This window comes from Kitasatospora sp. NPDC004669 (genome assembly GCF_040609455.1).
Taxonomy (GTDB): Bacteria; Actinomycetota; Actinomycetes; order Streptomycetales; family Streptomycetaceae; genus Kitasatospora.
On the sequence record NZ_JBEXKB010000013.1, the window covers coordinates 70,466 to 94,464 of the forward strand.

The window sequence follows — 23,999 nt, forward strand, 5'->3', positions numbered from 1 at the left end:
ACAGGCACGGCGGGGGTCCCGCATCGGGCGCCCCCACTCCCGCAAACGTCGCGGCCCGCCCCACCGGTTCAGCGGGACGGGCCCGTCAAGCGACGCGGGCTCAGGAGTGGCCGAGCTCCTCGGCCGGGGCGTCGGGCTCGACCGAGCCGGAGGCACGGTCCGGGTGGAGCTGCAGCGGCTCGACCACCAGCTCGTCCAGGATCAGCTCGGACGGCGCCGGCGGGGCCGGGATGACGGCCGCCTCGGAGTGCCCGCCGCAGCCGTACGCGAAGGAGACGATCTGGCCGTCGGCCGGGCCGAACTCGTTGCCGCACACACCGAAGGCCTGTCCGAGCGAGCCGCCGATCGGGATCAGGAAGCCGCAGCTGCCGCACGCGGCGGGCGCCGCCTGGGCCATCGGGGTCTGCGGGCCGTGGGCCTTCTCCCAGCGGTCGGCGGCCAGGTGCAGGCCGAGCCGGGAGAGCACCCGGCTGCGGCCCATGCCGAGCTCTTCGGCGACGGCGTTGATCTGGGCACGGGCCGGGGCGGGCTGGACGTGCGGGTCGGTGACGACCACGTCCTCCTCGGCCGCAAGGGCGACCGCGGAGTTCGGCGCGGGCTCGTCCTCGCCGCTCCAGCCGGCCTCCAGCCGCACGTCGTCGGCGCCGGTGGGCAGCAGGTCGCCGGGGCCCATGTCGCCGGGGCGCAGCCGCTCGCTCCACGGCACCCACTCCGGGGCCAGCACGGCGTCGGGGCCGGGCAGCAGCACGACCTCGTCCAGGGTGACGTTCTTGGCCCGCGGCGCGCGGGCGACGGTGACCGCCCAGTGCCAGCCGCGGTAGGCCGCGTCCAGGCACTCGAAGCTGTGGGTGACGACACGGTCGGCATCCGCCTGGACGCGCAGGTGCGGGCCGACCGCCTCCGGTCCGACGGCCTCCTCGGCAGCCTGACGGGCGAGTTCGACGGCCTCGGCACAGAGCCGGTCGGGGGTACGGCTTCGCATCGCAGCACTCACGGCGTCGATTCTCTCCCAGTTCTTCTGTCACCCACGGCGTGTTGCCTGTTCCGTCGCGGCTCGGTGGTCCCTCGTCCATTCTGCGCGACCCGGGGCCGCCACGGGTACCGACCGCGCCGCTCGACCGGCCTGCCGGCGCCCGGCGCCCGACGGGCGGACCCTGGGCAGGCTACCCGCCGGTCGGTGCCCCGGCACAGTCCGGGGCGGAGCCGGGCCTTCCGCGGCCGCGCCGAGCGAAGCGGAATCCCGCGTCGCAACGGCGGATCTGGGGCAGGATGGGCTTGTGGCGGACGACAACCCGTCGCAGCACGCACTGCGCGCCTCGCAGGCCGGCAGCCCCGACGAGGCAGCCGCCGCGCCGCGACCGCAGCCTCCCGTCCCCGCTGCGGGCGAACCGCGGCCGGGGAACGGCCTTGAGGCGCCCGCCGCCCGGGACGACCTGGAGAAACCGGACGTTCCGGACGACGCCCACACCCGTCACCTCCACGCGCTCGACGAGGACCTGGAGGAGGACCTCCCCGAGCCCCACCGCAACATCCTGGTGCGCGCCGTCTCCGCCGTCGGCATCCGCCTCGGCAAGCTGGCGCACGGCACCGGCCGCCGGATCCGCCGGGCCACCTCCGCCGAGGGCGCGGGCGAGTCCGGCCTCGCCAAGCTGATCGAACTGCACGCGCTGAACTCCTTCGGCGACATGCTGATCACCATCGCGCTGGCCTCCACGATCTTCTTCTCCGTCCCCACCGGCCAGGCCCGCGGCCGGGTCGCCCTGTACCTGCTGATCACCATGGCCCCCTTCGCCCTGCTGGCCCCGGTGATCGGCCCACTGCTGGACCGGCTCCCGCACGGCCGCCGGGCGGCCATGGCGATGTCGATGCTGGCCCGGACGGTGCTGGCCTGGACGATGGCCGGGGTGGTCTCCGGCGGCGGCATCGCGCTCTACCCGGAGGCACTGGGCGTGCTGGTGGCGTCCAAGGCGTACGGGGTGGTGCGCAGCGTCGTGGTGCCCCGGCTGCTGCCGAGCCGACTGTCCCTGGTCAAGGCGAACTCCCGGGTCACCCTGGCCGGGCTGCTGGCCACCGGTGTGGCGGCCGCGGCGGGCGGGCTGTTGCACCTGATCGGGCCGGCCTGGCCGCTGCGCGGCGCCTTCCTGGTGTTCGTGATCGGCACCCTGATGGCCTTCCACCTGCCGCACGAGGTGGACTCGGCGAAGGGCGAGCAGCGGGCGGTCCTGCACGCCGAGGTGCACGGCGAGGGCTCGCACCTGATCCACCACAAGCCACCGAAGGTCAAGGCCTCGCTGCGCACCGTCGGCCCCTCGGTGGTGCTGGCGTTGCGGGCGATGTCGGCGATGCGCTGGCTGGTCGGCTTCCTGGTGTTCTTCCTGGCCTTCCTGCTGCGCACCGAACCGATCGGCGGCCTGAAGCCGACCCTGGCGCTGGGCCTGGTGGCGCTGGCGGCGGGGACGGGCAACGCGCTGGGTTCGGTGCTGGGCTCCTGGCTGCGCACCCGGGCCCCGGAGGCGACGGTCACCGCGATGCTGCTGCTGGCGACCTGTGTGACGGCGGCGGCCGCGCTCTGGTACGGCGTGCTGACGGTGGTTCTGGTGGCCGGCGTGTCCGGGATGGCGGCTTCGCTGGGCAAGCTGGCGCTGGACGCGCTGATCCAGCGGGACGTCCCGGAGGCGGTGCGGACCTCGGCGTTCGCCCGTTCGGAGACCCTGATGCAGCTGTGCTGGGTGGCGGGCGGCGCGGTCGGCATCGTGCTGCCGCTGAACGGGGTGCTGGGCCTGTCGATCGCGGCTTCGGTGGTCGGTCTGATGCTGGTGTGGACGGTCCACTCGCTGCTGCGGCTGGGCCCGCGGCGGCACCTGGCCGCGCCCCGGGTGGCCTGATTCCGACGGTGCGGCAACACGCGGTGGTCGACCCCCGCGTAGCGTGATCGGCCCGGCCCGGTAGATTCTGACGCATGAGCCTCAATTCCCGTGTCATCGCCGCCCTCGGCGCCGTCGTCGTGGTCGGCGCCGGCACGGTCGGCGGGTCCATCGCCTACGCCTCCGGCCAGACGGAGATCAGCGACCACCGCGTGACCCTCACCGTCGGCAACTCCTCGCAGGTCCAGGACCCGTTCTGTGCCAACGACGACGGCAGCCCGCTGTCCGACGACGACCAGCAGAAGTGCTCGAAGAAGGCCCAGGACGCCCTGAAGGCCGGGACCCTGCCGAGCTCCGACGTCATGCTGAGCGACCGCGTCGGCGTCGGCGTCTCCCCGGAGGTGGCCAAGAAGGGCTGGGTGGCCTTCAGCAACGGCGGCCCGGTGAGCGGCGGTGGCCAGTTCACCGTGTCCAGCTGGTCCAAGAACGGCTCGACCTACTCCGGCTCCCACGCGGCCAGCCAGCTGCTGAACTCCTCCGGCCGGACCCTGATCACCGTGGTCGAGGGCGACCGGGACCTGGAGAGCCCGACCGCCATCTGGTACTTCCAGCTGAACACCCAGGACAGCTGACGGTCCCGCGATGACCGCGCACGTCACCGACGCGCACCCCGAGCAGTCGGGCCCCGGGCGGGCCCGACTGCTCGTCGTCGTCGCGGTGCCCGCCGAGGCCGAGGCCGTGCTGCGCGGCCTGCCCGGCGGGGCCGCCGCCCTGCCGCTGCCGGGCGGCGTGCTGCACCGGTCCGAGGGTGCTCCGGTGGACGTGCTGGCCGCCGGGGTCGGCCCGGCCGCTGCCGCGGCCGCCGCCTCCGCCGCGCTGGCCGCCCGCCCGTACGGCCTGGTCGCCTCGGCCGGGATCGCCGGCGGTTTCGCCCCCCACGCCCCGGTCGGCGCGACCGTGGTGGCCGACGCGATCGTGGCCGCCGACCTCGGCGCCGAGACCCCCGAGGGCTTCGCCGACGTCACCGAGCTGGGCTTCGGAACCGCCCGGCACACCCCTCCCCCGGCCGCTGTGGCGCTGGCCGCCCGGGCGCTGGGCGCCCTGACCGGCCCGGTGCTGACCGTCTCCACCGTGACCGGCAGCGCCGAGCGGGCCGCCGCGCTGGCCGCCCGCCACCCGGGCGCCGCCGCCGAGGCGATGGAGGGCTTCGGCGTGGCCGAGGCCGCCGCCCGGTACGGCGTGCCGGCCTTCGAACTGCGGACCGTTTCCAACCCGGTGGGCCCGCGCGACCGGGCCTCCTGGCGGATCGGCGAGGCACTGGCCGCCCTGGAGCGGGCCTTCGCCGCGCTGCCCGTCGCCGAACTGATCGAGGAGGCCGGCCATGGCTGAACGGCTGAGCATCGCGTACTCGCCCTGCCCGAACGACACCTTCGTCTTCCACGCCTGGGCGCACGGCCTGGTGCCCGGGGCGGGCGCCCCCGAGGTGACCTTCGCCGACATCGACATCACCAACGGCCTGGCCGAGCGCGGCGAGCTGGACGTGCTGAAGATCAGCTACGGCGCGCTGCCCTGGGTCCTGGAGGAGTACGCCCTGCTGCCCTGCGGCGGCGCGCTCGGGCGCGGCTGCGGCCCGCTGGTGCTCACCCTGCCGGGCGTGGGCTCACCCGCGGAGCTGGCCGGGAAGACGGTGGCGGTGCCGTCCGAGCGATCCACCGCCTACCTGCTGTTCCGGCTCTGGGCGGCCGGGGCGGTGCCGGGCGGCTTCGGCGAGATCGTGGTGCTGCCGTTCCACGAGATCATGCCCGCGGTCCGGGACGGCCGGGTGGACGCCGGCCTGGTGATCCACGAGGCGCGCTTCACCTACAAGCAGTACGGCCTGCACAGCCTGGCCGACATGGGCGAGGCCTGGGAGCGGGAGACTGGCCTGCCGATCCCGCTCGGCGCGATCGTGGCCAAGCGCTCGCTGGGAGCGGAGCGGCTGCGTGAGCTCGCCGACACGATCCGCGCCTCCGTCCGGCAGGCCTGGGCGGACCCGGCGGCCAGCCGGGAGTACGTGCTGGCGCACGCCCAGGAGATGGACCCGGCGGTCGCCGACCAGCACATCGGGCTGTACGTGAACGAGTTCACCGCCGACCTGGGCGAGGAGGGCTACCAGGCCGTCCGCGCGCTGCTCACCCGGGCCGCCGCGGAGGGGTTGGTACCCCCGCTCGACCCGGGTGCGCTCGCGTTCGGGTAGCCCCGGAACACCCTGGACGCCCGGAACACCCTGGACGCCCCGGACGCCCCGGACGCCCCGGACGCCTCAGACGTCGAACTGGTCGGCCACCGCGCGCAGCAGGCCGGCCAGCTTCTGACCGGTGGGCTTGGCCGGGTAGCGGCCGCGCTGGAGACCGGGCAGCACCGCGTCCAGGGTGGTGATCAGGTCCTGGACGATCGGCGCCATGTCGTCGGCGCTCCGGCGCTGGGCGGCGGCCACCGACGGCAGCGCCTCCAGCAGCTGCACGGCCATCGCCTGGTCCCCGCGGTGGCCGGCGACCACGCCGAACTCGACCCGCTGGCCCGGCTTCAGCACGGTGACACCGGCGGGCAGCGCCTTGGTGTGGACGAAGACATCGCCACCGTCGTCGCGCGACAGGAAGCCGAAACCCTTCGTCTCGTTGAACCACTTGACCTGGCCGGTGGGCATCTCGAACAGTCCTCGAATGGGTGTGAGGGATCCCGGCCATGGCCGGGGATCACTGGGTGATGTGGGAGAAAAGACGGGCCGACCTCGGCTCGGCGCCCGTGGGCGCTCACGGTCGGCACGCTGTCGGGAGCAGACTAACGGTCCGTCACTGCCTCATCCGCGTTCCGCGAAGGGTCCGTGTTCCAAGGCCCGCCCGGGGCGTTGGGAGCGCCGGGATCTCGCGGTCACGAGCGACCCGGTCCTGGCAGGGCCGGGGCGCGGTTCGGCGCAGTCCATCGGCTCACACCCCCGGGTCTGAGGACACGGGACGCACCTGCAGCGCCCCTCGGCACCCCGTGCATACCCCCGCCCAGCAGGGATCAAAACGTTCAGCTGCCGGGAAACTGCGCAACGTGACCGACCGGCTCCGGTGGAGAACTCCGGCGGCCGCTCTGCCAGACTGGGGGCACCCCAGCGCAGAGCGGAGAAGTGAGCAGACGTGAGCAGCCAGAGCCCCGACCCCGGCGACGTGTACGTCAAGGCCGGGACGGCCGTCTTCGGCCTCGGCGCGCTCGCCACCCTGATCACCTTCGTCCCGCTGTTCCTGCACCTGACGCCGCTGCCGACGGCCATGTACTGGCTGAGCATGCTGATGCCGGCCGGTTTCCTGGCCGCGCTGACCGGGCTGTTCCTGAACGCCCGGGCCCAGCGCCGCCGGGTGGGGCCGTAGGCCCCGCCCTGCGGATTCGCCGGGCCTAGTTCGCCCCGAGGTGCCGGTCGAGCCACTCCGGGAAGCCGGTGAGGTCCGCCAGCACCACGTCCGCCCCGGCCTCGCGCAGTTCCTGCGCGTCGTACGGGCCGGTGGCCACGCCGACCGCGACCGCGTCCGCGTGCCGGGCGCCCCGGATGTCGCCGAGGTGGTCGCCGACGTAGATGCTCGCGCCGTGCTCGCGCAGCGCCTCGCCCTTGGTCTCGGCCCAGAGGTCGCCGATCACGATGTCCGCCGCCATCCCGGCGTGCTCCAGGTGGAGGTGGGCGTTCGGCTCGTACTTGCCGGTGATCACCGCGACCCGGCCGCCGTGGGCACGGACCGCCTCGACGGCGGCGTGCGCGCCGGGCAGGGCCACGGTCGGGGCGAAGGCGTGGTCGCGGTACAGCTCGCGGTAGCGGGTGGCGACCCGCTCCACCTCCTCCTCCGGGAACCAGTTGCGGATCTCGTTCAGCAGCGGCGGGCCGAGCCGGGTGACCACCAGATCGGCGTCGATGTAGGTGCCGGTCTCGGCGGAGAGCGCCTGGTAGGTGGCGTGGATACCCGGCCGGGTGTCCAGCAGCGTCATGTCGAGGTCGAAGCCGACGGTGAGCGGGGTGGGCGAGGACGCGGGCATGCCGCCAGGCTATCCAACGGACACCGGGGGTGACGAGGTGGTTTGCCCCGTGACCTGGGGCGCGACCGCGACCGTGGTCGGGCTGATGGCGTACGGCGGAAGCTTGACGGCGCCCGCGGGCGCTTAACGGCACTTCAGGCACGATCTCGGACATAATCGACGGGCTCTCGCCCGTTGCCGCGTCGTCTTCGCCGGAGGACCCGCCGATGCCCCGGATCGCCCGCCGTACGTTCCTCGCCGGTCTCGGCGGGGCCGCGCTCACGGCGTGCACCGCCGGGAAGCCGGCGCCGCCGACCACCGACAGCCCGGCCGCGAGCACCAGCCCCTCCCCCATCCCGGTGCCGCCGGTCACGGTGAACGCCGCGACCGGGCCGGTGCTCGTCCCCGGCGAGCCACTGCGGGTGGTCGTGCTGGACACCGATGTGCTCGACTCAGCGCTGACCCTGGGCATCACCCCGGTCGGCGCGGCCCTCCCGGCCGCCGACACCGGCTTCCCCGACTACTGGCCGGCCTCCCGCACGGCGGGCATCTGGCTGGTCGGCCCGCCCGGCGCGCCGGACCTCGCAGCCGTACGGGCCCTGCAGCCGGATCTGATCCTCTCCAACCAGGCCCGCGACGGCGACCGCTACGACCAGCTGAGCGCGCTCGCCCCGACCGTCCTCACCCAGAGCACCGGGGCGCCGTGGAAGGCGAACTTCCAGCTGCACGCCCAGGCGTTGAGCCGGGTGGCGGCGGCCGCGGCCTTCGTCGCCTCCTACCAGAAGCACGCCGGACAGGTGGCCGCCGCGCTGGCGGCGGCGAAGCCGTCCGGCCGCAGGGTGAGCCTGGTGCGGTTCACGGAGGGCGGCGGGATCCGGCTGTTCGGGCGGCAGAGCTTCCCCGGGATCGTGCTCGCCGACGCCCAGGTGGGACGGCCGGACGCGCAGAACGTCGACCAATCGGACTTCGAGATCCCGCTGGAACAGATCGGCCGGGCCGACGGCGACCTGCTGCTGTACTCGACCTACGGCGACCCGGAGCGGGCGGGCACCGACGCGGCGCTGGCGAGCCCGGGTTGGCAGGCGCTGGGGGCGGTCAAGGCGCACCGGGCGTTCCCGGTGGACGACCAACTGTGGTTCCAGGGGATCGGGTACACCGGCGCCAATTTCATGCTGGACGAGCTGCAGCGCTTCCTCGGGACGTAGTCGGTCTACTGACCATATGTCGACTCGCCGAGGGTTGTGCAGTCGAGCGGTGAGTCCGCCACAATGGGCCGCCAATCACAACACTCGTCCCGGGGGACAACACCATGTCAACTGCGGCAGCTCCGACCGCTCCCGCCCGCAAGGGGAAGGCCGCCGCGCTCGGCTGGCTGATCAGCATCGCGTTCAACGTGGTCGCGCCGATCATGATCTACAACCAGCTGCACGACGCCGGCTACAGCGAGTCCACCGCCATCCTGCTCTCCGGCCTCGGACCGGTGGTCGACACCGCGATCTACCTGGCCTGGCACCGCCGGATCGACGAGTTCGCCGTCGTCTCGCTGGTCTTCGTCGCGCTGGGCCTGATCGTCGCGCTGATCGGCCCGACCGACCCGAAGATGCTGCTGGCCAAGGACTCCTTCGTCTCCGGCCTGCTCGGCGTGCTCTACCTGGTGTCCCTGGCCGCACCGAAGCCGATCATGTTCTACTTCGGCCGCAAGTTCGCCACGGACGGCACGCCGGAGATGATCGCCTGGTGGAACTCGATGTGGCAGTACGAGAACTTCCGCCGGGTCCAGCGCAACCTGACCGTCGTGTGGGGCATCGCCTTCATCCTGGACGCCGCGCTGCGGATCGTGTTCGTCTACACCCTCGCGCACGGCACGGTGGTGGCGATCAACAACATCCTCCCGTTCGTGGTGCTCGGCGGGCTGGTGTACTTCACCATGGTCTACGCCAAGCGCTCCAGCGCCCGCGGCCGGGCCGCCGCCGAGGCGGCTGCGGCGGCCGCCGCTTGATTCAGCGGGAACTCGCGTAGCGGGCCGGTGAGATGCCGACCGCTGCGGTGAAGTCCCGGGTGAGATGGGCCTGGTCGGCGTAGCCGAGTTCCGCCGCGAGTGCGGCCAGGTCCAACTCACCTTCCGCTGCGGCGCGTTCGGCGGCCTCGTGCAACCGGGCCCGCCGCAGCACCCACTTCGGGGAGGCGCCGACGTACTCGGCGAACAGCCGCTGGAGGCTGCGGACGGTCACGCCCAGCTCGCGGGCCAGCCCGTCCACCCGGCACAGGTCCGGCGAGGCGGTGATCCGGTCCACCATGGCGGCGACCCCCTCGGCCACCGGGTCGGGCGCGGGCAGGCGGGGCAGCAGGAAGGCATCGGCCCGCTCGGCGTCCGGCGCGTCGAGGATCCGGGCGTTGAACCGGTCCACGTCGGCGCCGAAGTACTCGGCGGCGGGCACGGACCGGTCCGCCAGGGCACTCACCGGGTGCCCCGAGAAGGCGCGGAAGACGCCGGGGCGGAACCGCACGCCCAGCACGTGCCCGGCCCCCTCCAGACGGCGGACGAAGAGCGAGCGGTCCACCCCGTACACCCGGGCCCGCGGGGCCTCGAAGACCAGGTGGACGTTGGGGTGCGCCAGCACCTTCTGCTCGTACGGGGCGTGGCCGCGCAGATCCCAGCGGACCAGCCAGTAGTACTCCACGAAACGCGCCACGGCGGGCGCGGGCGCCAGCCGCTCCACGCTGATCAGCTCGGCCGCCTTGGCAGGGTGGAGGACGCCGCGGCCGAGGTCGGGAGAGTCCATGGCGGCCAGGCTAGCCGTCGCGTTTCTTCAAGACCGGGTGGCACGGCCCGGCGCAGGATCGGGGCATGAACGCTCACCCCATGCACCCCTTCCTCGCCCGCGCCGCCACCGCTGCGGCCGGCGTCGCCGCAGCCGTGCCGGCCGGGCAGTCGCTCGACGCGCCGACGCCCTGCGGGGAGTTCGACACGCACGCGCTGATCAACCACTGGGTGCTCTACACCTCGCACGGCCTGGAGCACCGGGCCCGGCGCACCGAGCTGCCCGAGGAGCTGGTCTCGCGGGACTTCACGGCGGATGCCGACTGGCGCTCCGACTACGCGGCGCAGTTGGAACGGGCGGTCGCGGCCTGGGGTGAGCCGGCCGCCTGGGAGGGGGACGTCGACCTCGGCGGCTCGCCGGTTCCGGCGGTGGGGATCGCCCGGATGCTGATCCTGGAGCTGGTGCTGCACGGCTGGGACGTCGCGCGGGCGACCGGCGGGGAGATCCCGGTCGACGAGGAACTCGCCCTGGTGGCCCTGGAGATCGTCGAGGAGAACGCCGAGCTGTACCGGCAGTACGCAGGCTTCGCGGAGGCGGTTTCGGCGCCGGACGACGCCTCGGCGTGGGAGCGCGCGCTGGCCGCCTCCGGGCGCGATCCGCGGTGGAAGGGCTAGCGCGTTCGACCGGCGACATCCGCCGGGCCGCGTCGGGCCGCGCCGGCTCAGGCTGTTGTAGGGCTCGGCTCTCCCGGGTAGGCGACCGTCGTGCAGACGCAGGTGTGGGCTTCGCTGATGGGTGTTGCGCTGGGGGGAGGCCTGTCGTACCTGGCCCAGCTGACCGCCGGGCGGCAGGCCGACAGGAGAGAGGGCAGGCGGCAGGCCGCTGAGCTTGCCGAGGCCCGGCGGGTTGAGCGGCTGGAGTTGCTGCGCGAGTTCGTCAGCCTCGCGCAGCAGGCCGCGCGGATCGCCGAGGAGCGCGACACGGCGCCCGACTGGGACGCCGCCGGGACACCCGAGTGGTTCGCGGCGGCCAGGAGCGCCACCGACCGCCTGTGGGTGAGTGAGCGGATGATCCAGGTCCTGTTCCGGCCGGAGCTCCATCGGCGCGCGCGGGCGTATGCGGACGCGGTGGACCACGTTCTGTGGCGGGAGCCCGCCGAGGCGTCGGCTGAGGGGCCGGTGTGGGACTACCTCCAAGCCCCCCGGATCGATTTCCTCGAAGCGGCCCGTGCGGAGGCCGGCTCCTGAGACCGGCGCTTCAGGGTGACGGTTCGCACTGCCCGACCCGGTGTCGCGGGACCTGTCCTGCCGGGAAGGGCGGGCAGGCTATCTCTCGGCGCGCTGGGTGACCTGGGCACTGGTCTGGTCGCCGAGGAACTCGTACCAGCAGCGTTGCAGCGCCGGGTAGTTCGTGTCCGCCTCGACGAGACCGAGGAATGCCTTCACGGTGGCAGAGAGCCGATCCTGCAGTCCGGTGTCGTTCAGGTCGCCGCTGTCGCCGAACGCCTGATGGGCCGCCGCCAGGCTGAACATGTCCGGATAGACACGGGCCCCGAGATGTTCCAGCGGAACGCGGAGCGCCCACAGCCCCCGGTTCCCTCCCATCATGGAGGGCGAAGCCGAGACCAGCAGGGCGTGCTTGTCCTTGAACGGCTGCGGCCGGAAGCGTGACAGCCAGTCGATCGCGTTCTTCACCACGCCGGGGACCGATGCGTTGTACTCCGGCGAGGCGAGCACGAACGCCTGCGCCGTCCGAAGGCGATCGCGCAGGGCGACGGAGTTCTGCGGCTGCCCCTGGACGGTCTCGACGTCCCCGTCGTACGACGGCATGTCGAAGTCCCGCAAGTGGGCGAGATCGACGGCGGCGCCGTTCTCGGCCAGCAGCTTGGCGGTCAGCGTGGCCAGCTGCCCGTTGAACGATCCCGTCCGAAAGGACCCGGACAGCACCAGCACGCGCAGCGGCTCACCGTGGCCGCCGCCCGGAACCGGCTGGACGACATCCCGCAGTACGCCCGCCGCACGAGAGGAGGCCGGAATGTCTGGATTCACACTCATATGCCCACCCTGCCACGCGACCGCCCGCCTCGCCGCCCGCGCTGGTCCGTACGCGGGCGGGGACATGCACGTCAGCGCGGCCCCGCCGTCAGCCCGCCTCCGCCTGCACACCGCGCACCACACACCCGGGGCGCGCCGGCTCGACTGATCACGCGTCAGCGGAAGCGGGGCCTCATCGCCCCGATGGGACGAAGTCCGTGGCCCCTTCGGACCGCTCGGACCGCGATGTCCTGTCGGCCGCGCGGCCGGGCTGCGTCGGCGGGAGCGGGTCCGCCCCGGCGGCGCTCCTTCTCGCTGCGGATGTCGCCGGTCGAAGCGCTAGGAACCCGCCAGCGCCTTCCGCAGTTCGGCGCACAGGAGGCGGACGGCCGGGGACTGCTGGTCGCGGCGGGCGATGAGCCCGAGGCGGGCGTGGGTGGCGGCGTCGGCGAGTGGGACGGCCCGCAGGCCGGCGTCCTGGGCGGAGGAGGCACTGAGGACGGCGACCCCGGCGCCGCGCTCGGCGAGGCGGAGCAGGGCCACCGGGGAGCTGGCGTCGATGTCCACCCGGGCGTCGAGGCCGAGGTGGGCGCAGGAGCGCTCGTAGGCGGCGCGGATGCCGGTGCCGGCGGAGAGGCAGAGGATCTTCTCGCCGCGCAGGTCCTGCAGCTTCACCTCGGCCCGGTCGAGGGGGTGCCCGGCCGGGACGACGGCGGCGATCGGCTCGTCGATGACGACGGTGACCTCCAGGCCCGGGGAGACCTCGCCCGCGTAGCCGATCAGGGCCAGGTCGAGGGAGCCGGACAGGACCTGCGATTGCAGCAGGTCGGAGTGGCCCTCGTGCAGGCTCAGCTCGATGCCGGGGTGGGTGCGGCCGAGATCGGCGACGGTGTCCAGGAACGGCGGGATGGAGCAGCCGGTGATCATGCCGAGCCGCACCCGGCCGCGTACGGCGTCGGCGAACTCGGCGGCGGCGTGCTGGATCGCGTCGAGGGTGGCGAGGGCGTTCTTGGCGAGCGGGAGGACGGCCTCGCCGGCAGGGGTCAGCTGGACGCGGCGGCCGGCGCGGTCGAGGAGCTTCTGACCCAACTCGCGCTCCAGCTTGGCGACTTGGGTGCTGATGCCGGACTGGCTGACGTGCAGACGGTTGGCTGCGGCCGTGAAGGAGCCTTCGTCGACGACGGCGGCGAAGTAGCGCAGCTGGTGCATCTCCATAACTGAGGATGATAACTGACATCCTATCCATCTGTTGGACGGATGGGTGGGGCGGCGGAAGGATGGAGGCATGACGACGACGAAGAACGCGTGCGAGATTGCCGAGACCTACTTCACCGCCTGGGAGGCGGGCGACTTCGACACCATCCGGGGCCTGCTGGCCGACGACGTCGACTTCGTCGGGGCGCTGGGCACGGCGTCGGGGATCGAAGAAGCACTGGGCGGGCTGAAGGGGCTCGGGCAGGTGCTGGAGAAGATCGACGTGAAGGTGCGGGTCGCGGACGGCGACGAGGTGATCACCTGGTTCGAGCTGTGCACCAGCATCGCGCCGCCGACCCCGACGGCGAACTGGATGCACGTGGAGAACGGGAAGATCGCCCGGATCCGGGTCACCTTCGACCCGCGCGGGCTACTGGCGGGCTTCGAGACGAAGAGCTGAGCGGGGCGGACGGACCAGGAGGACTGTGGCAGCCGGGGGCGGTCACAGTCCTCCCGGCTTTTCCGACAATCGACCTGAACGGGGGATCGCGGTGGTGCCGTCGGCTGAACTCTGCGCCCGGTCGCTTCGGCCGATTTCCGCCCGGGGGAACTGAGAACCGTTCCGCCGTCCGGCGTGAACCCAGCCGCCACGGCCGCTCCACGGGCCGGCGCCGTCAGAGAGAGAAACCCCCAGTGAACCACTTGCTCCTCCGGACATCCGCGATCGGCTTCGGGCTGGCCATGGGCCTCGCCACGGTTCCCTCCACCGCCGCCTTCGCCGCACCGACCACCTCCGTCGCGTGCGGCGACACGGCCGCGCTGATCGCCGCCGTCAACGCCCTCAACGGGCCCGGCGGCACCATCGAGCTGGCCGCGAACTGCACCTACGCGTTCAGCACCCAGAACGACTCGACGGGCGCGGCCCTGCCGCCCATCACCGGGAAGATCACCATCACCGGCCACGACAGCGCCCTCGTGCGGTCCACCGACATCCCGTCCAACCTGTTCCGCATCCTCCAGGTGACCTCGACGGGCGACCTCACCCTCCACGGCGTCGAGGTCACCGGCGGTGCCAGCGGCATCGGCGGCGGCATCTTCAACTCCGGCAAACTGACCCTCGACAAGAGCGCCGTCACCCACAACGAGGCCTCGGGCGGCGGCGGCGGGATCTTCAGCAACAGCGGAACGGTGACGATCCGCCGCAGCAGCGTCTCCGACAACGTCTCCGGCGACGAGGGCGGCGGCATCGACAGCATCGGACCCGCCGCCCTGACGGTGACGGGCAGCAGGATCGAGAGCAACCAGGCCGTCACCGACGGCGGCGGCATCGAAAGCCAGGGCCCCCTGTCGGTCGAGAACAGCGTCTTCGCCCACAATTCCGCCCGCGACGGCTCCGGCGGTGGCTTGTTCTATCTCGGGTTGCCGAAGGCGACACTGAAGGACACCGACTTCATCGACAACTTCGCGGGCGTCAACGGCGGCGGCATCAACAACGAACCGAAGGACCGGCCCATCGAGATCACCGGTGGCGAGATCAGGGACAACACCGCCGGCCGCGACGGCGGCGGTCTCAACAACGCGGGCATCGCGACGCTCACCAAGGTCAAGGTCAAGGCGAACTCCAGCGGTCGCGACGGCGGCGGCATCAACAACCAGACCGTCACGGGGGAGAGCGCCGTGGCCACGCTCACCCTCGACCACAGCACCGTCACCGAGAACACGGCCGCGCGCGACGGCGGCGGCATCAACAACCAGACCGGCTCCACGGTGACGCTCAACGACAGCCGCGTCATCAGGAACACGCCCAACAACTGCACCCCGCTGAACAGCATCGCGGGCTGCCAGAACTGACGATCGACGGGTGGGGGTGGCGCCTCGTGAGGACTCCGAGCCGCCACCCCCGCACCATGCCTCCGCTCAGTTGTCCTCGTCGGGCGGGGTCGCGCGCAGGGCGGTGACGACGCCGAGCGCGACGGTGGCGAGCGCGAGGGCGAGGAGGACCGCGAAGGCGGTAGCGATCAGGAACCGCACGAGTTCGCGCACCACCTCATCCTCCGCACCAGCACCGCCGCTCTCGCCGCTCTCCTCCGTGGCCTCGAGGCCGGCGAATTCGACCACCACGCGTGACGTGCCATCCTGACCGCCATGAAGATCGCCGCAGCCCAACTGACCTGTGTCCCTGCCGGCATCCCCGCCAACGTCCGGCAGCTCGTCGCCCTCGCCGGACAGGCGCGCTCGCAGGGCGCTGAGCTGATCGTCTTCCCGGAGTTCGCGCTGACCGGGTACGAGCTCGACGCCATGGCCGCCGATCCCAACCTCTGGGTGACCGCAGACGACGCCCGCCTGGACGCCCTCAGGTCCACCGGCATCGCCACCGTCGTCAACTGTGCCGTCCCGACCGGCGGGCCCCGGCCCGCCATCGGAACGCATGTCTACGGCAGCGACGGCGAGCTGATCACCACCTACCTCAAGCAGCACCTCTACGAGAACGAGCAGGGCATCTTCACCGCAGGCGACCAGGACGGCCGCTTCGAACTCGGCGGCCTCCGCTTCGCGCTCGCCACCTGCTTCGACAACCACTTCCCCGACCTCACCGCCCGCGGTGCCGCCGACGGCTGCCACGTCCACCTGGCCAGCTCGCTCTACGGCACCGGCAACGGCATCCACGAGCGGGCGACGGTCTACCCGGGCATCGCCAAGGACTCCACCATGCATGTCGTCCTCGCCAACCACGTCGGCCCCTCGGGCCCCTGGACCGGCTGCGGTGGCGCCGCCCTGTGGGCCCCGGGCGGCGCCCTCCTCGCGGAGGCCGACGACCACACCACCACGGTGGCCGTCGCCGACATCCTCTAGCCACGCCCATGGAGCAGGAAGTCGGCCCCGCCGACTTCCTGCTCCGTCCGTCTCAACGGCCGGAGCGGATCGGCTCGCCCGTCCGGTGCAGGTGGCCGAGGATCTCGCGGTACGAGCGGAGCAGGCCCGTCTCGTAGTACGGGATGCCCTTCTCCGCGCAGAACTCCCGGGTGATCCGGGCCGCCCGCCCGAGTGCGGGGGTGGGCATGCTGGGGAAGAGGTGGTGCTCCACCTGGTAGTTGAGGCCGCCCATCACCGAGTCGAGGACCGGGCCGCCGCGGACGTTGCGCGAGGTGAGCACCTGGCGGCGCAGGAAGTCCAGCCTCATCTCCGGGGTCACCATCAGCATGCCCTTGTGGTTCGGGGCGAAGACGCAGCCCAGGTAGACGCCGAGCAGCGCCTGGTGCACGGCGAGGAAGGCGGCCGCCTTGCCGACCGGGAGGGCCGCGAGAACCAGGCCGAAGTAGACCGCGAAGTGCACGACCAGCAGCGCGCCCTCCAGCAGCGGCCGCTTCACCACCGGGCTGCGCAGCGCGCGGAAGCTGTTGAAGCTGAGGTTGAGGCCCTCCAGCAGGAGCAGCGGGAAGAACAGGTACGCCTGTCGGCGGCCGATGAACCGGGCGAGTCCGCTCGCCTGCCGAGCCTGCCGCTGGGACCACACGACGAGGTCGGGAGAGACGTCCGGGTCCCGCTCCTCGTGGTTCGGATTCGCGTGGTGGCGGGTGTGCTTGTTCACCCACCAGCCGTAGCTCATGCCCATCAGCAGGTTGGCGGCGATCCGGCCGCCGATCTCGCTCGGCAGGCGCCGGCTGAACACCTGACGGTGCGCCAGGTCATGCGAGAGCAGGCCGATCTGCGCGAACACGACGGACATCGACGCCGCCAGACCAAGCTGCCACCACGTGTCGCCCAGCGCGAACAGTGCCCACCAGCCGCCGAGGAACGCGGCGAGCACCAGGCCCGCGCGGGCGGCGTAGTAGCCGGGGCGCCGGTCGAGCAGCCCTTCGGCGGCGATCCGGCGGCTCAACTGGGCGAAGTCGCTGCCGCCGCCGTCCGGTTGTGGAGCGGGGGCCTCGGGAGCCTTGGTCATCGTCACGGGCTGTGTGGGCATGACCCGAGTCTGGTTCGACGGGCAGCTGCGAAGAACGGGGAAAGCACCCGTCCCGTACGGGTGCTAGCCCCCGCACCGCAAGGGGTGTCAGCAGGCCCGAGACGCCCCGGCCTCGCGGGACAGCGTGTCGGAGCCGCGGTCTACGCTCCCCATCACCTACGAGTTCTGGGGAAGACCGGATGTCCTACGAGGATTACGAGTACCTGCCCGCACTGATCACGGCCCTGGCCGATCCGTCCGAGGAGAAGTGGACCATCGACGGCTGGTGGATCGAGCGGCTCGGCCTGATCCAGGGGTCCGCCGACTACGGCACGATCTACGACCCGCTGGGGCCGGAGAGCACGGGCTTTCCGATGCGGCCCGGCGGCACACCGGTCTACCTGGTCTCCCACGAGGACGAACCCGGGCTCCCGGTGGCCGCTCTGGTGCACCCCTGCGACACCATCCCGGTGCGGACGGAGGACTGGGGCGACCGCGTGGCGACCCCCTCCGGCCTGGCCGTGCTGCACGCGAGCCCCAGCACCACCTGGAGCGAACCGGCCACCCGGATACTCAAGCGCACCTGGGCCACACTGCACGCGCGCGCCGCCGAGGGCGACGGCTGGTTGCTGGAGAACTTCCGCGAGATGCTCCAGCGCGCCTCGGTGGACCCGACCGACTGGCCGGTGGAACCGGTCGAGGGCGACTTCGCGAACGACTGGCTGATGATCCCGGACGAGGCCGGCACCGGCACCGTGCTGGGCATCCTGGTCAGCCCGGACGGGTCCAGCATGACCACGTGCCTGGACGCCGAGGGCAACACGGTCGCGGCCCTGCTCACCTTCGCCCCCTGACCCATGGGCGGCGTCCCGAACGGCGAGGCCGGTCGCCGGAAGGAGCCTGCGGAACGGGCTGGGACCTCGGGTCGACCGGCAGGCGCGGACCGTTCCGGGACTACCGGTCACACGCCGGGAGCGCTGCTGCGTTTGCCGCCTCGTCCGGCTCACCGGCCGCCCGGAACGGCCACGGTCAGGAAGCGGCCGTCGGGGCCCGGATGGTCGACGCGCCTCTCCAGGCCGAGCCGTTCGGTGCAGAACTCCAGGGCGCGCTCCTGGTCGGTGACGTAGACCGTCACGTACATGATGTTCGTCAGCATCCCGCTGCCTGTCCCTCCGTGCCGTCGGTGGTGCTCCGTTGCTTCACCGACGGCACGGAGGGCGGATGTGACGGACACGCGGAACGGGTTACGGCCGGAAGAGTTCGTCCAGGTGGTGGGTGAGGATCGCCAGCGCCTGCTCGCCGTCCCGCTGGCCGCCGAGGACGCTCGATCCGAGCCCGTTGACCATCGCCAGCAGTCCGGCGGCCGCCATCTCGACGTCCCGCTCCGGCGCGATCCCCCCGGCTTCCTGGGCGGCGCGGAGCTGCTTGACGACGACGCCCTCCAGCAGGTCCGGCTGCTGCACCCCGTGCCTGCCGATCGCCTCGGCGTCGTTCAGCACCAGCGTGTAGTACGCGGTGTACGTGCGGGTGATCCGGCGACTCTCGGCATCGGTCGGGAGGATGCAGGACAGGATCGCGGTCACCACCTCCCGTGGGGCGCGCGCGTCGCCGATCCACCGCTGCATCCGGGCCTGGAGCTGGCCGCCGAGGCGGGCGAAGGCGTCCAGCAACAGTCCTTCCTTGGTCTTGAAGTAGTACTGCACGAGGCGCAGCGAGACGCCCGCCTCGGTCGCGACCGCCCGCATGCTGGCCGACTGCAGCCCTTCGGTGTCGGCGATGCGCAGCAGGGCCTCGGCGATCTGGCGCCTGCGCTCCTCATGGTCGACCTTCTCGGCCACAGTTCGCCCCTTCCAGTCTTGGTACACCCGTATCATGCATGTGATACACATGTATCATGCGAATCAGCGAGTTCAAGAACGGCAAGGCCGAAGCCCGCTACCGCGCCGCTTACGAGCGCGCCGTGACTCAGCTCTGGCCCGGGCCGCGGACGTCGCTCGACGTCCCGACCGGCTTCGGGACCACCCGCGTCCACCGCACCGGCCCCGCGCACGGGCAGCCGATCGTGCTGCTCCCCGGCTCCGGCGGCAACGCCCTGATGTGGCACTCGTACATCGAGCCCCTCGCCGCACGGCACCCCGTCATCGCCGTCGACACCGTCGGCGAGCCGGGCGCCAGCGTGCAGACCGCCCCGATCAACGGCGGCCACGACGCCGCCGACTGGCTGGAGGAACTGCTCGCCGCCCTCGACGTCCCGGCGGCCCACGTCGTCGGCTGCTCCTACGGCGGCTGGATCGCCCTCCACCACCAGATCCGCCACCCCGGGCGGACCGCCGGCCTCACCCTGGTCGACTCGGCAGGCCTGGGCGACCTGAGCCGCGGCTTCTACCGGTGGCTGATCCTCGGCGGCCTCGCCACCATGGCCCCGCGCGCGCTCCGGCCCAGGCTGGCCCGGGCGGTCGGCAACAGCGCCATCCTGGAGACCGAGCTGATGGCCCTGATGCGCGCCTCGATGGGCTTCCGCCGCCGACTGCCACTCGCCGCCACCCTCGGCGACGGGGAACTGGGCCGCCTGAGCGCCCCCGTCTTCGCCCTGCTCGGCGAGCGCAGCACCCTGCACGACTCCCGGGCCGTCTCCGAGCGGCTGCACCGGCTCGTCCCGGCCGTCCGGGTCGAGATCGTCCCGGACGCGGGGCACTCCCTGCCGACCGACGACCCGGCGGCCGTCCTCAACGGGATCCTCAGCATGGTGGCGCGGCAGGTCAGTTGACCCCTCCCCCGTCCTCCTCGTCCTCGTCGCCCTCGACCCCTGCGGGCCCGGCCGCGAGAACCATCGGCCAGTCGCCCCCGGAGGCCGGCAGGGCGTCCGGGGGGGGGTGCCGGTCGCCCCCGTGAACACGGCGGCGCCTCCGGAGAGTTGGGCCGACAGCGCCGGGTCGACAACCGCCTCGACGGACAGGGCGAGGACCGCATCCGGGTCGAGGGTCGAACGGACGGGGAAGTCGGCCGGGTCGGCGTGGACCCGCTCCAGCGCGTACGGGTGGACCGCGACGGACACCGCCAGCCGCCCGCCGTCACGGGCGCGCTCGGCCCAGCCGTCGCCCGGCAAGAGGAAGAAGGCCCGGTCGCCCTCGCAGCAGTACGGAACGGGAGTTCGGCGACGGGCCCGGCCACGACATCGGGGACCCTTCTCGGCGCCACCGCCGTACGACCGGCCGCGCACCCGCCCGGTGCCGGGCCGGTCCCGTGCTCAGCCCTGCTGCGGCGGGCGGCGGCGCAGGCCGAGCAGCAGCAGGACCACCGCCGTCAGCACCGCCGCGGTACGCAACACGCCAGGCGCCATCGACCAGCTGAACTGGCCCAGCGGGGAGCCGGGTTGGGCGGCACCACCGCTCTGCTTGGCGTGATTCATCGCGAACAGGGTGGACGCGCTCATCGTGATCAGCGGGATCCCGAGGATCACGAACTTGCGCATCGTGTCGGAGATCTGACGCGTCAGATAGCCCAGCCCCCAACCCGCCAGCATGGCCGGGAAGAAGCCGGACACGGCGCCGCCGACCAGCAGCCCGCAGGAGAGCAGGATCAGCGGGGACGGCTTGCGGGCACCCTTGCTCGGGGCCGAACCGGCGGCGGCGGCCTTGGCCTTGGCCTGCTTCCGCTTCTTCGCGTTCACGGGCTTCGCCGCGGCCTGCTCGGCGGCCGCGGCGGCCTGTGCAGCCTGCGCGGCGGCCTCCTCCGCCGCCCGCTGCTCGGGGACCGGCCTCGGCGCCGGCTGCGGCGTGTCGGAGAAGTCGAGCATGGTCATGGTCCACGGGCTCGAACTCTGCACCGTCGGCGGCGGGATCGCCTCCGAACCGGTCTCGGGCCCGGCGACACCAGGCAGGTCCAGTGACACGTTCGGGATGCCGCCCGTCGAGGCGGGAGCGGCCGACGGACCGTACACGCTGTCCTCCGCCGGAACACCGGGAACGCCCGGGGACTCACCGGACGACCCCGGAGAACCGGACGGCCCCGACGCCCCCGCCCGTTCGCTCCAAGGCCCGCTCTTGCGCCACCACTCGCCGTCCGTCATCACCGACACCCCGCCTCGCCCGGCCCGCCCATGGAGAGCGCGGCCGCCCACCGAACCGCCCTCGGCCGTGACGCTACCCACCGTGCCCCGCCCGCGCGAGTCCGCCGCGATCACCCGCACGCATCGCTCCCCCACGAGGGCACCCTGCCGCGCGAGGGGGCCCCGTCGTCCGCGCGCCCGACTAACCTAGGTCGAATGACCACACAGCAGGGCCCCCAACGCCAAGGCAGGACGCCCGCCGGCCCCCGCACGCTCGCCGAGGAGCTGCGCACACGCCCCGACGACGCGCTCGCCGCCCTGCTCCGCTCCCGTCCCGACCTGCTGAACCCCGTCCCCGGCGACCTCACCCAGCTGTCCGCCCGGTTGTCCTCGCGCGCCTCCGCGCTGCGCGCCCTGGAGCGGCTCGACCGCTTCACCCTGCAGGTCGCCGAGGCGCTGGCCACCGCGCCGGACGGCACCGGCCTGGCCACCGTACGAGCCCTGCTGGCCGGCCCGGCCAAGGTCAAGCCGCACCCCGGCGCCACCCCGCTCACCCCGGCCGACCGGTCCGCTGTCGCCGGCGCGCTCCCCCGCGCGATCGCCACCCTGCGCGACCGGGCACTGCTCTGGGGCCCGGACAACGGCCTGCGGCTCGTCCTCGCGGTCCGCGAGGCGCTCGCCCCGACCGCCGCCAACCCCGGCCGCACCGGCCTCGGCCCGACCCTCGCCGACGCCACCGTCGGCATGTCCCCGGCCCGGCTGCAGCAGCTGCTCGCCTCGGCCGGGCAGCCCGCCACCCCGGACCCGGTCACCGCCGTCGCCGTGCTGACCGCCCTGCTCACCGACCGCGCCCGCTGCGCCGCGCTGCTCGACACCGCCCCCGAGCCCGCGCTGCGACTGCTGGAGCGGCTGGTCTGGGGCCCGCCCACCGGCACCGTCCCGGACGCCACCCGCCCGGTCACCGCCGAGGACGCGCAGAGCCCGGTCGAGTGGCTGCTCGCCCGCGGCCTGCTGCTGCCCACCAGCCCCGGCAGCGTCGTACTGCCGCGCGAACTGGCCCTGCACCTGCGCGGCGGCCGCACCCACCGCACCGTCGAGCCGGTCCAGCCCGAGCCCGCGCCGGCCGCTCCCCCGCGCGATCCACAGGCTGTGGACAGCGCGGCGGCCGGCCAGGCGCACACCGCCGTGAAGACCGTCGAGGAGCTGCTGGACGCCTGGGGCCTCACCCCGCCGCCCACCCTGCGGGCCGGCGGCCTCGGCGTACGGGACCTCAAGCGCACCGCCCAGACCCTGGAGACCACCGAGCAGCCGGCCGCCTTCTGGCTCGAACTCGCCTACACCGCAGGCCTGCTGGCCCCCGACGGCGAGGCCGACGAGTGCTGGGCGCCGACCCCGGGGTACGACAGCTGGCTGCAGCTGGACACCGCCGAGCGCTGGTCCGTGCTGGCCACCGCCTGGCTCAACGCCACCCGGGTGTCCGCCCTCACCGGCACCCCGGACGGCAAGGGCAAGCCACGCGCCGCCCTCGGCCCCGAGCTGGACCGCACCATCGCCCCGTCCGTCCGCCGCGCCACCCTGGCCCTGCTCGCCGAGCTGCCGCCCGGCACCCCGGCCACCGCCGAGGAGCTGCTGCCCACCCTGCGCTGGCAGCGCCCGCTGCGCGGCGGCCCGACCGGCCCGGACGGCCGCGAGCTGCGCGACGACCTCACCACCTGGACCCTCGCCGAGGCCGAGCTGCTCGGCATCACCGGCCGCGGCGCCCTCGCCGCCCCCGCCCGCGCCCTGCTCACCGCCGAGTCCGACCCGGCCGAGGTGCTGGCTCCGCTGCTGCCGCAGCCGCTGGACCACGTGATCCTGCAGCCGGACCTCACCGCGATCGCTCCGGGCCCGCTGCTCACCCCGCTCGCCCAGGCGCTCGCGCTCTGCGCCGACATCGAGTCCAAGGGCGGCGCCACCGTCTACCGGTTCACCCCGGCCTCCGTCCGACGCGCCCTGGACGCCGGACGCACCGCCACCGACCTGCGGACCTTCCTGGCACAGCACAGCCGTACGCCCGTCCCGCAGCCGCTCGGCTACCTGATCGACGACGTCGCCCGCCGCCACGGCATCCTGCGGGTCGGCGCCGCCTCCTCCTACCTGCGCTGCGACGACCCGTCGCTGCTCGGCGAGGTCCTCGCCGACCGCCGCGCCGCCGACCTGCGGCTACGGCTGCTCGCCCCCACCGTCCTGGCCTCCCAGGCCGCCCCGGACGTGCTGCTCGCCGCCCTGCGCACCATGGGCTACGCCCCGGCCGCCGAGTCCGCCGAGGGCGACGTGCTGATCACCCGCCCGGACAGCCACCGCACCCCGCCCCGGGCGGCACCCACGCCCGTCCCGGACGGCCCGCCCAGCCCGGACGACACCCTGCTCGCCGCCGCCATCAAGGCCATCCGGGCCGGCGACCGCGCCGCCACCGCCTCCCGCCGCGAGCCCACCCCCGACCCGCGCCAGCTCCCCCGCACCGCGGCCGCCGAGACCCTGGCAGCCCTGCAGACGGCCGTCCTGCTCGGCGAGCGGATGTGGATCGGCTACCTCAACGCCGAGGGGATCGCCAGCCAGCGCATCATCGACCCGGTCAAGGTCGAAGGCGGCTTCGTCACCGCCTTCGACCACCACGCCGACGAACTGCGCACCTTCGCCCTCCACCGCATCACCGGCGTCGCGGAGCTCGACGAATAGGGGCCCCTCAGGCTCAGTGCCCCTGCGACTCCTTCACCTTCTGCTTGACCGCCTGGTCCGCCAGGCTGCCCATCTGCCCCTGCCCGACCGGCAGCGAGCCGCCGCCGGCCACGTCCGCCAGCAGGAACGCGGGGGCGGCGAGCGGCCCGCCCGGCCCTTCGCCGATGCCTGCGAGGGCGTGCGCCGAGCCGGCCGAGGAGGCGGTGGCCGCGAAGGCCGTACCGGCGAGGGCAAGAGCGGAGAGGATGCGCTTCGACTTGTTCATGACCGGGTCAACGAGCGCCACCCGCCGTGGTCACCCGACGGCGGCGAGAACTCCGGCAGACTCGACGAGTGGGTGGGCGTCCTCGCGTACGACACCGACGCCGGCGGCAGGGCCACCGGCAAGTCCTGCGAGTGGAAGTAGCC

General features: G+C 73.3%; 27 protein-coding genes. 15 read left to right on the forward strand and 12 right to left on the reverse strand.

All coding sequences use genetic code 11. The annotated features are described in order from the left end of the window. Positions 1-100 precede the first annotated feature (100 nt). Positions 101-982, reverse strand: a complete 882-nt coding sequence (locus tag ABZW30_RS13860; RefSeq protein ID WP_355671402.1) for a DUF3027 domain-containing protein — start codon at positions 980-982, stop codon at positions 101-103. Positions 983-1,559: 577 nt separating this feature from the next. On the opposite strand from ABZW30_RS13860, the gene ABZW30_RS13865 reads away from it, so the two are divergent. From ABZW30_RS13865 to ABZW30_RS13880, 4 genes are all read left to right on the forward strand, one after another. Beyond that, positions 1,560-2,885, forward strand: coding sequence for an MFS transporter (locus ABZW30_RS13865; protein WP_355671403.1), 1,326 nt, complete (start codon positions 1,560-1,562; stop codon positions 2,883-2,885). A 74-nt stretch (positions 2,886-2,959) separates the two neighbouring features. Next, positions 2,960-3,496 carry a hypothetical protein gene (locus tag ABZW30_RS13870; protein WP_355671306.1) on the forward strand — a complete coding sequence of 179 codons (537 nt, stop codon included), beginning with the start codon at positions 2,960-2,962 and terminating at the stop codon, positions 3,494-3,496. A gap of 10 nt (positions 3,497-3,506) precedes the next feature. Beyond that, the gene (locus ABZW30_RS13875; RefSeq protein WP_355671307.1) at positions 3,507-4,253 is read left to right on the forward strand and encodes a futalosine hydrolase; all 747 of its coding nucleotides are present in this window, start codon (positions 3,507-3,509) and stop codon (positions 4,251-4,253) included. Beyond that, positions 4,246-5,100 (forward strand): 1,4-dihydroxy-6-naphthoate synthase, encoded by an 855-nt coding sequence (locus tag ABZW30_RS13880; RefSeq protein WP_355671308.1) that lies wholly within the window; start codon positions 4,246-4,248, stop codon positions 5,098-5,100. The genes ABZW30_RS13875 and ABZW30_RS13880 overlap by 8 nt, the downstream gene beginning before the upstream one ends. Positions 5,101-5,166: 66 nt before the next feature. Here ABZW30_RS13880 and ABZW30_RS13885 read toward each other — a convergent pair whose 3' ends face one another. Next, complete coding sequence (locus tag ABZW30_RS13885) at positions 5,167-5,550, reverse strand: cold-shock protein (protein ID WP_270144901.1); 384 nt, start codon at positions 5,548-5,550, stop codon at positions 5,167-5,169. A gap of 478 nt (positions 5,551-6,028) precedes the next feature. Between ABZW30_RS13885 and ABZW30_RS13890 the strand changes: the two genes are divergently transcribed. Next, the gene (locus tag ABZW30_RS13890) at positions 6,029-6,259 is read left to right on the forward strand and encodes a hypothetical protein (RefSeq protein WP_355671309.1); all 231 of its coding nucleotides are present in this window, start codon (positions 6,029-6,031) and stop codon (positions 6,257-6,259) included. Positions 6,260-6,284: 25 nt separating this feature from the next. Here the strand turns inward: ABZW30_RS13890 and ABZW30_RS13895 are convergent, their stop codons facing one another. Next, positions 6,285-6,914: an HAD family hydrolase gene (locus ABZW30_RS13895; RefSeq protein WP_355671310.1), complete on the reverse strand. Its 630-nt coding sequence runs from the start codon at positions 6,912-6,914 to the stop codon at positions 6,285-6,287. 206 nt (positions 6,915-7,120) lie between these two features. Here ABZW30_RS13895 and ABZW30_RS13900 point away from each other — a divergent pair, with 206 nt between their 5' ends. Together ABZW30_RS13900 and ABZW30_RS13905 are read left to right on the forward strand one after the other, a co-directional pair. Further along, a complete protein-coding gene (locus ABZW30_RS13900; RefSeq protein WP_355671311.1) occupies positions 7,121-8,098 on the forward strand; it encodes an iron-siderophore ABC transporter substrate-binding protein in 978 nt (325 codons plus the stop codon). A 104-nt stretch (positions 8,099-8,202) separates the two neighbouring features. Continuing rightward, the gene (locus ABZW30_RS13905) at positions 8,203-8,892 is read left to right on the forward strand and encodes a VC0807 family protein (protein WP_355671312.1); all 690 of its coding nucleotides are present in this window, start codon (positions 8,203-8,205) and stop codon (positions 8,890-8,892) included. A gap of 1 nt (position 8,893) precedes the next feature. Here ABZW30_RS13905 and ABZW30_RS13910 read toward each other — a convergent pair whose 3' ends face one another. Next, entirely contained in the window at positions 8,894-9,676 is a 783-nt protein-coding gene (locus tag ABZW30_RS13910) for a DUF6597 domain-containing transcriptional factor (RefSeq protein WP_355671313.1), read from the reverse strand. A gap of 65 nt (positions 9,677-9,741) precedes the next feature. Between ABZW30_RS13910 and ABZW30_RS13915 the strand changes: the two genes are divergently transcribed. Continuing rightward, entirely contained in the window at positions 9,742-10,329 is a 588-nt protein-coding gene (locus ABZW30_RS13915) for a TIGR03086 family metal-binding protein (protein WP_355671314.1), read from the forward strand. A gap of 117 nt (positions 10,330-10,446) precedes the next feature. Beyond that, positions 10,447-10,902 carry a hypothetical protein gene (locus ABZW30_RS13920; protein ID WP_355671315.1) on the forward strand — a complete coding sequence of 152 codons (456 nt, stop codon included), beginning with the start codon at positions 10,447-10,449 and terminating at the stop codon, positions 10,900-10,902. 78 nt (positions 10,903-10,980) lie between these two features. Here the strand turns inward: ABZW30_RS13920 and ABZW30_RS13925 are convergent, their stop codons facing one another. Together ABZW30_RS13925 and ABZW30_RS13930 are read right to left on the reverse strand one after the other, a co-directional pair. Next, positions 10,981-11,607, reverse strand: a complete 627-nt coding sequence (locus ABZW30_RS13925; RefSeq protein ID WP_355671316.1) for an NAD(P)H-dependent oxidoreductase — start codon at positions 11,605-11,607, stop codon at positions 10,981-10,983. A gap of 420 nt (positions 11,608-12,027) precedes the next feature. Next, positions 12,028-12,903: a LysR family transcriptional regulator gene (locus tag ABZW30_RS13930; RefSeq protein ID WP_355671317.1), complete on the reverse strand. Its 876-nt coding sequence runs from the start codon at positions 12,901-12,903 to the stop codon at positions 12,028-12,030. Between the two features lie 70 nt (positions 12,904-12,973). On the opposite strand from ABZW30_RS13930, the gene ABZW30_RS13935 reads away from it, so the two are divergent. Continuing rightward, positions 12,974-13,342 (forward strand): nuclear transport factor 2 family protein, encoded by a 369-nt coding sequence (locus ABZW30_RS13935; protein WP_355671318.1) that lies wholly within the window; start codon positions 12,974-12,976, stop codon positions 13,340-13,342. A 233-nt stretch (positions 13,343-13,575) separates the two neighbouring features. Next, positions 13,576-14,733 (forward strand): hypothetical protein, encoded by a 1,158-nt coding sequence (locus tag ABZW30_RS13940; protein ID WP_355671319.1) that lies wholly within the window; start codon positions 13,576-13,578, stop codon positions 14,731-14,733. A gap of 66 nt (positions 14,734-14,799) precedes the next feature. Here the strand turns inward: ABZW30_RS13940 and ABZW30_RS13945 are convergent, their stop codons facing one another. Next, positions 14,800-15,003, reverse strand: coding sequence for a hypothetical protein (locus ABZW30_RS13945; protein ID WP_355671320.1), 204 nt, complete (start codon positions 15,001-15,003; stop codon positions 14,800-14,802). A 24-nt stretch (positions 15,004-15,027) separates the two neighbouring features. On the opposite strand from ABZW30_RS13945, the gene ABZW30_RS13950 reads away from it, so the two are divergent. Further along, positions 15,028-15,735, forward strand: a complete 708-nt coding sequence (locus tag ABZW30_RS13950; RefSeq protein WP_355671321.1) for a carbon-nitrogen hydrolase family protein — start codon at positions 15,028-15,030, stop codon at positions 15,733-15,735. Positions 15,736-15,787: 52 nt separating this feature from the next. On the opposite strand, the gene ABZW30_RS13955 is transcribed toward ABZW30_RS13950, so the two are convergent. Next, entirely contained in the window at positions 15,788-16,825 is a 1,038-nt protein-coding gene (locus ABZW30_RS13955) for an acyl-CoA desaturase (RefSeq protein WP_355671404.1), read from the reverse strand. Positions 16,826-17,025: 200 nt separating this feature from the next. Between ABZW30_RS13955 and ABZW30_RS13960 the strand changes: the two genes are divergently transcribed. Further along, entirely contained in the window at positions 17,026-17,679 is a 654-nt protein-coding gene (locus ABZW30_RS13960) for a hypothetical protein (protein ID WP_355671322.1), read from the forward strand. Between the two features lie 149 nt (positions 17,680-17,828). On the opposite strand, the gene ABZW30_RS13965 is transcribed toward ABZW30_RS13960, so the two are convergent. Together ABZW30_RS13965 and ABZW30_RS13970 are read right to left on the reverse strand one after the other, a co-directional pair. Beyond that, positions 17,829-17,981, reverse strand: coding sequence for a hypothetical protein (locus tag ABZW30_RS13965; RefSeq protein ID WP_355671323.1), 153 nt, complete (start codon positions 17,979-17,981; stop codon positions 17,829-17,831). 88 nt (positions 17,982-18,069) lie between these two features. Continuing rightward, the gene (locus tag ABZW30_RS13970; protein WP_355671324.1) at positions 18,070-18,663 is read right to left on the reverse strand and encodes a TetR family transcriptional regulator C-terminal domain-containing protein; all 594 of its coding nucleotides are present in this window, start codon (positions 18,661-18,663) and stop codon (positions 18,070-18,072) included. Between the two features lie 56 nt (positions 18,664-18,719). Here ABZW30_RS13970 and ABZW30_RS13975 point away from each other — a divergent pair, with 56 nt between their 5' ends. Continuing rightward, on the forward strand, positions 18,720-19,592 hold the full coding sequence (locus ABZW30_RS13975; protein WP_355671325.1) for an alpha/beta fold hydrolase: 873 nt from the start codon (positions 18,720-18,722) through the stop codon (positions 19,590-19,592). Between the two features lie 480 nt (positions 19,593-20,072). Here the strand turns inward: ABZW30_RS13975 and ABZW30_RS13980 are convergent, their stop codons facing one another. After that, entirely contained in the window at positions 20,073-20,765 is a 693-nt protein-coding gene (locus ABZW30_RS13980; RefSeq protein ID WP_355671326.1) for a hypothetical protein, read from the reverse strand. 324 nt (positions 20,766-21,089) lie between these two features. Here ABZW30_RS13980 and ABZW30_RS13985 point away from each other — a divergent pair, with 324 nt between their 5' ends. Beyond that, on the forward strand, positions 21,090-23,591 hold the full coding sequence (locus ABZW30_RS13985) for a helicase C-terminal domain-containing protein (protein ID WP_355671327.1): 2,502 nt from the start codon (positions 21,090-21,092) through the stop codon (positions 23,589-23,591). Positions 23,592-23,604: 13 nt separating this feature from the next. Here the strand turns inward: ABZW30_RS13985 and ABZW30_RS13990 are convergent, their stop codons facing one another. Further along, entirely contained in the window at positions 23,605-23,856 is a 252-nt protein-coding gene (locus tag ABZW30_RS13990) for a hypothetical protein (protein WP_355671328.1), read from the reverse strand. Positions 23,857-23,999 lie beyond the last annotated feature (143 nt).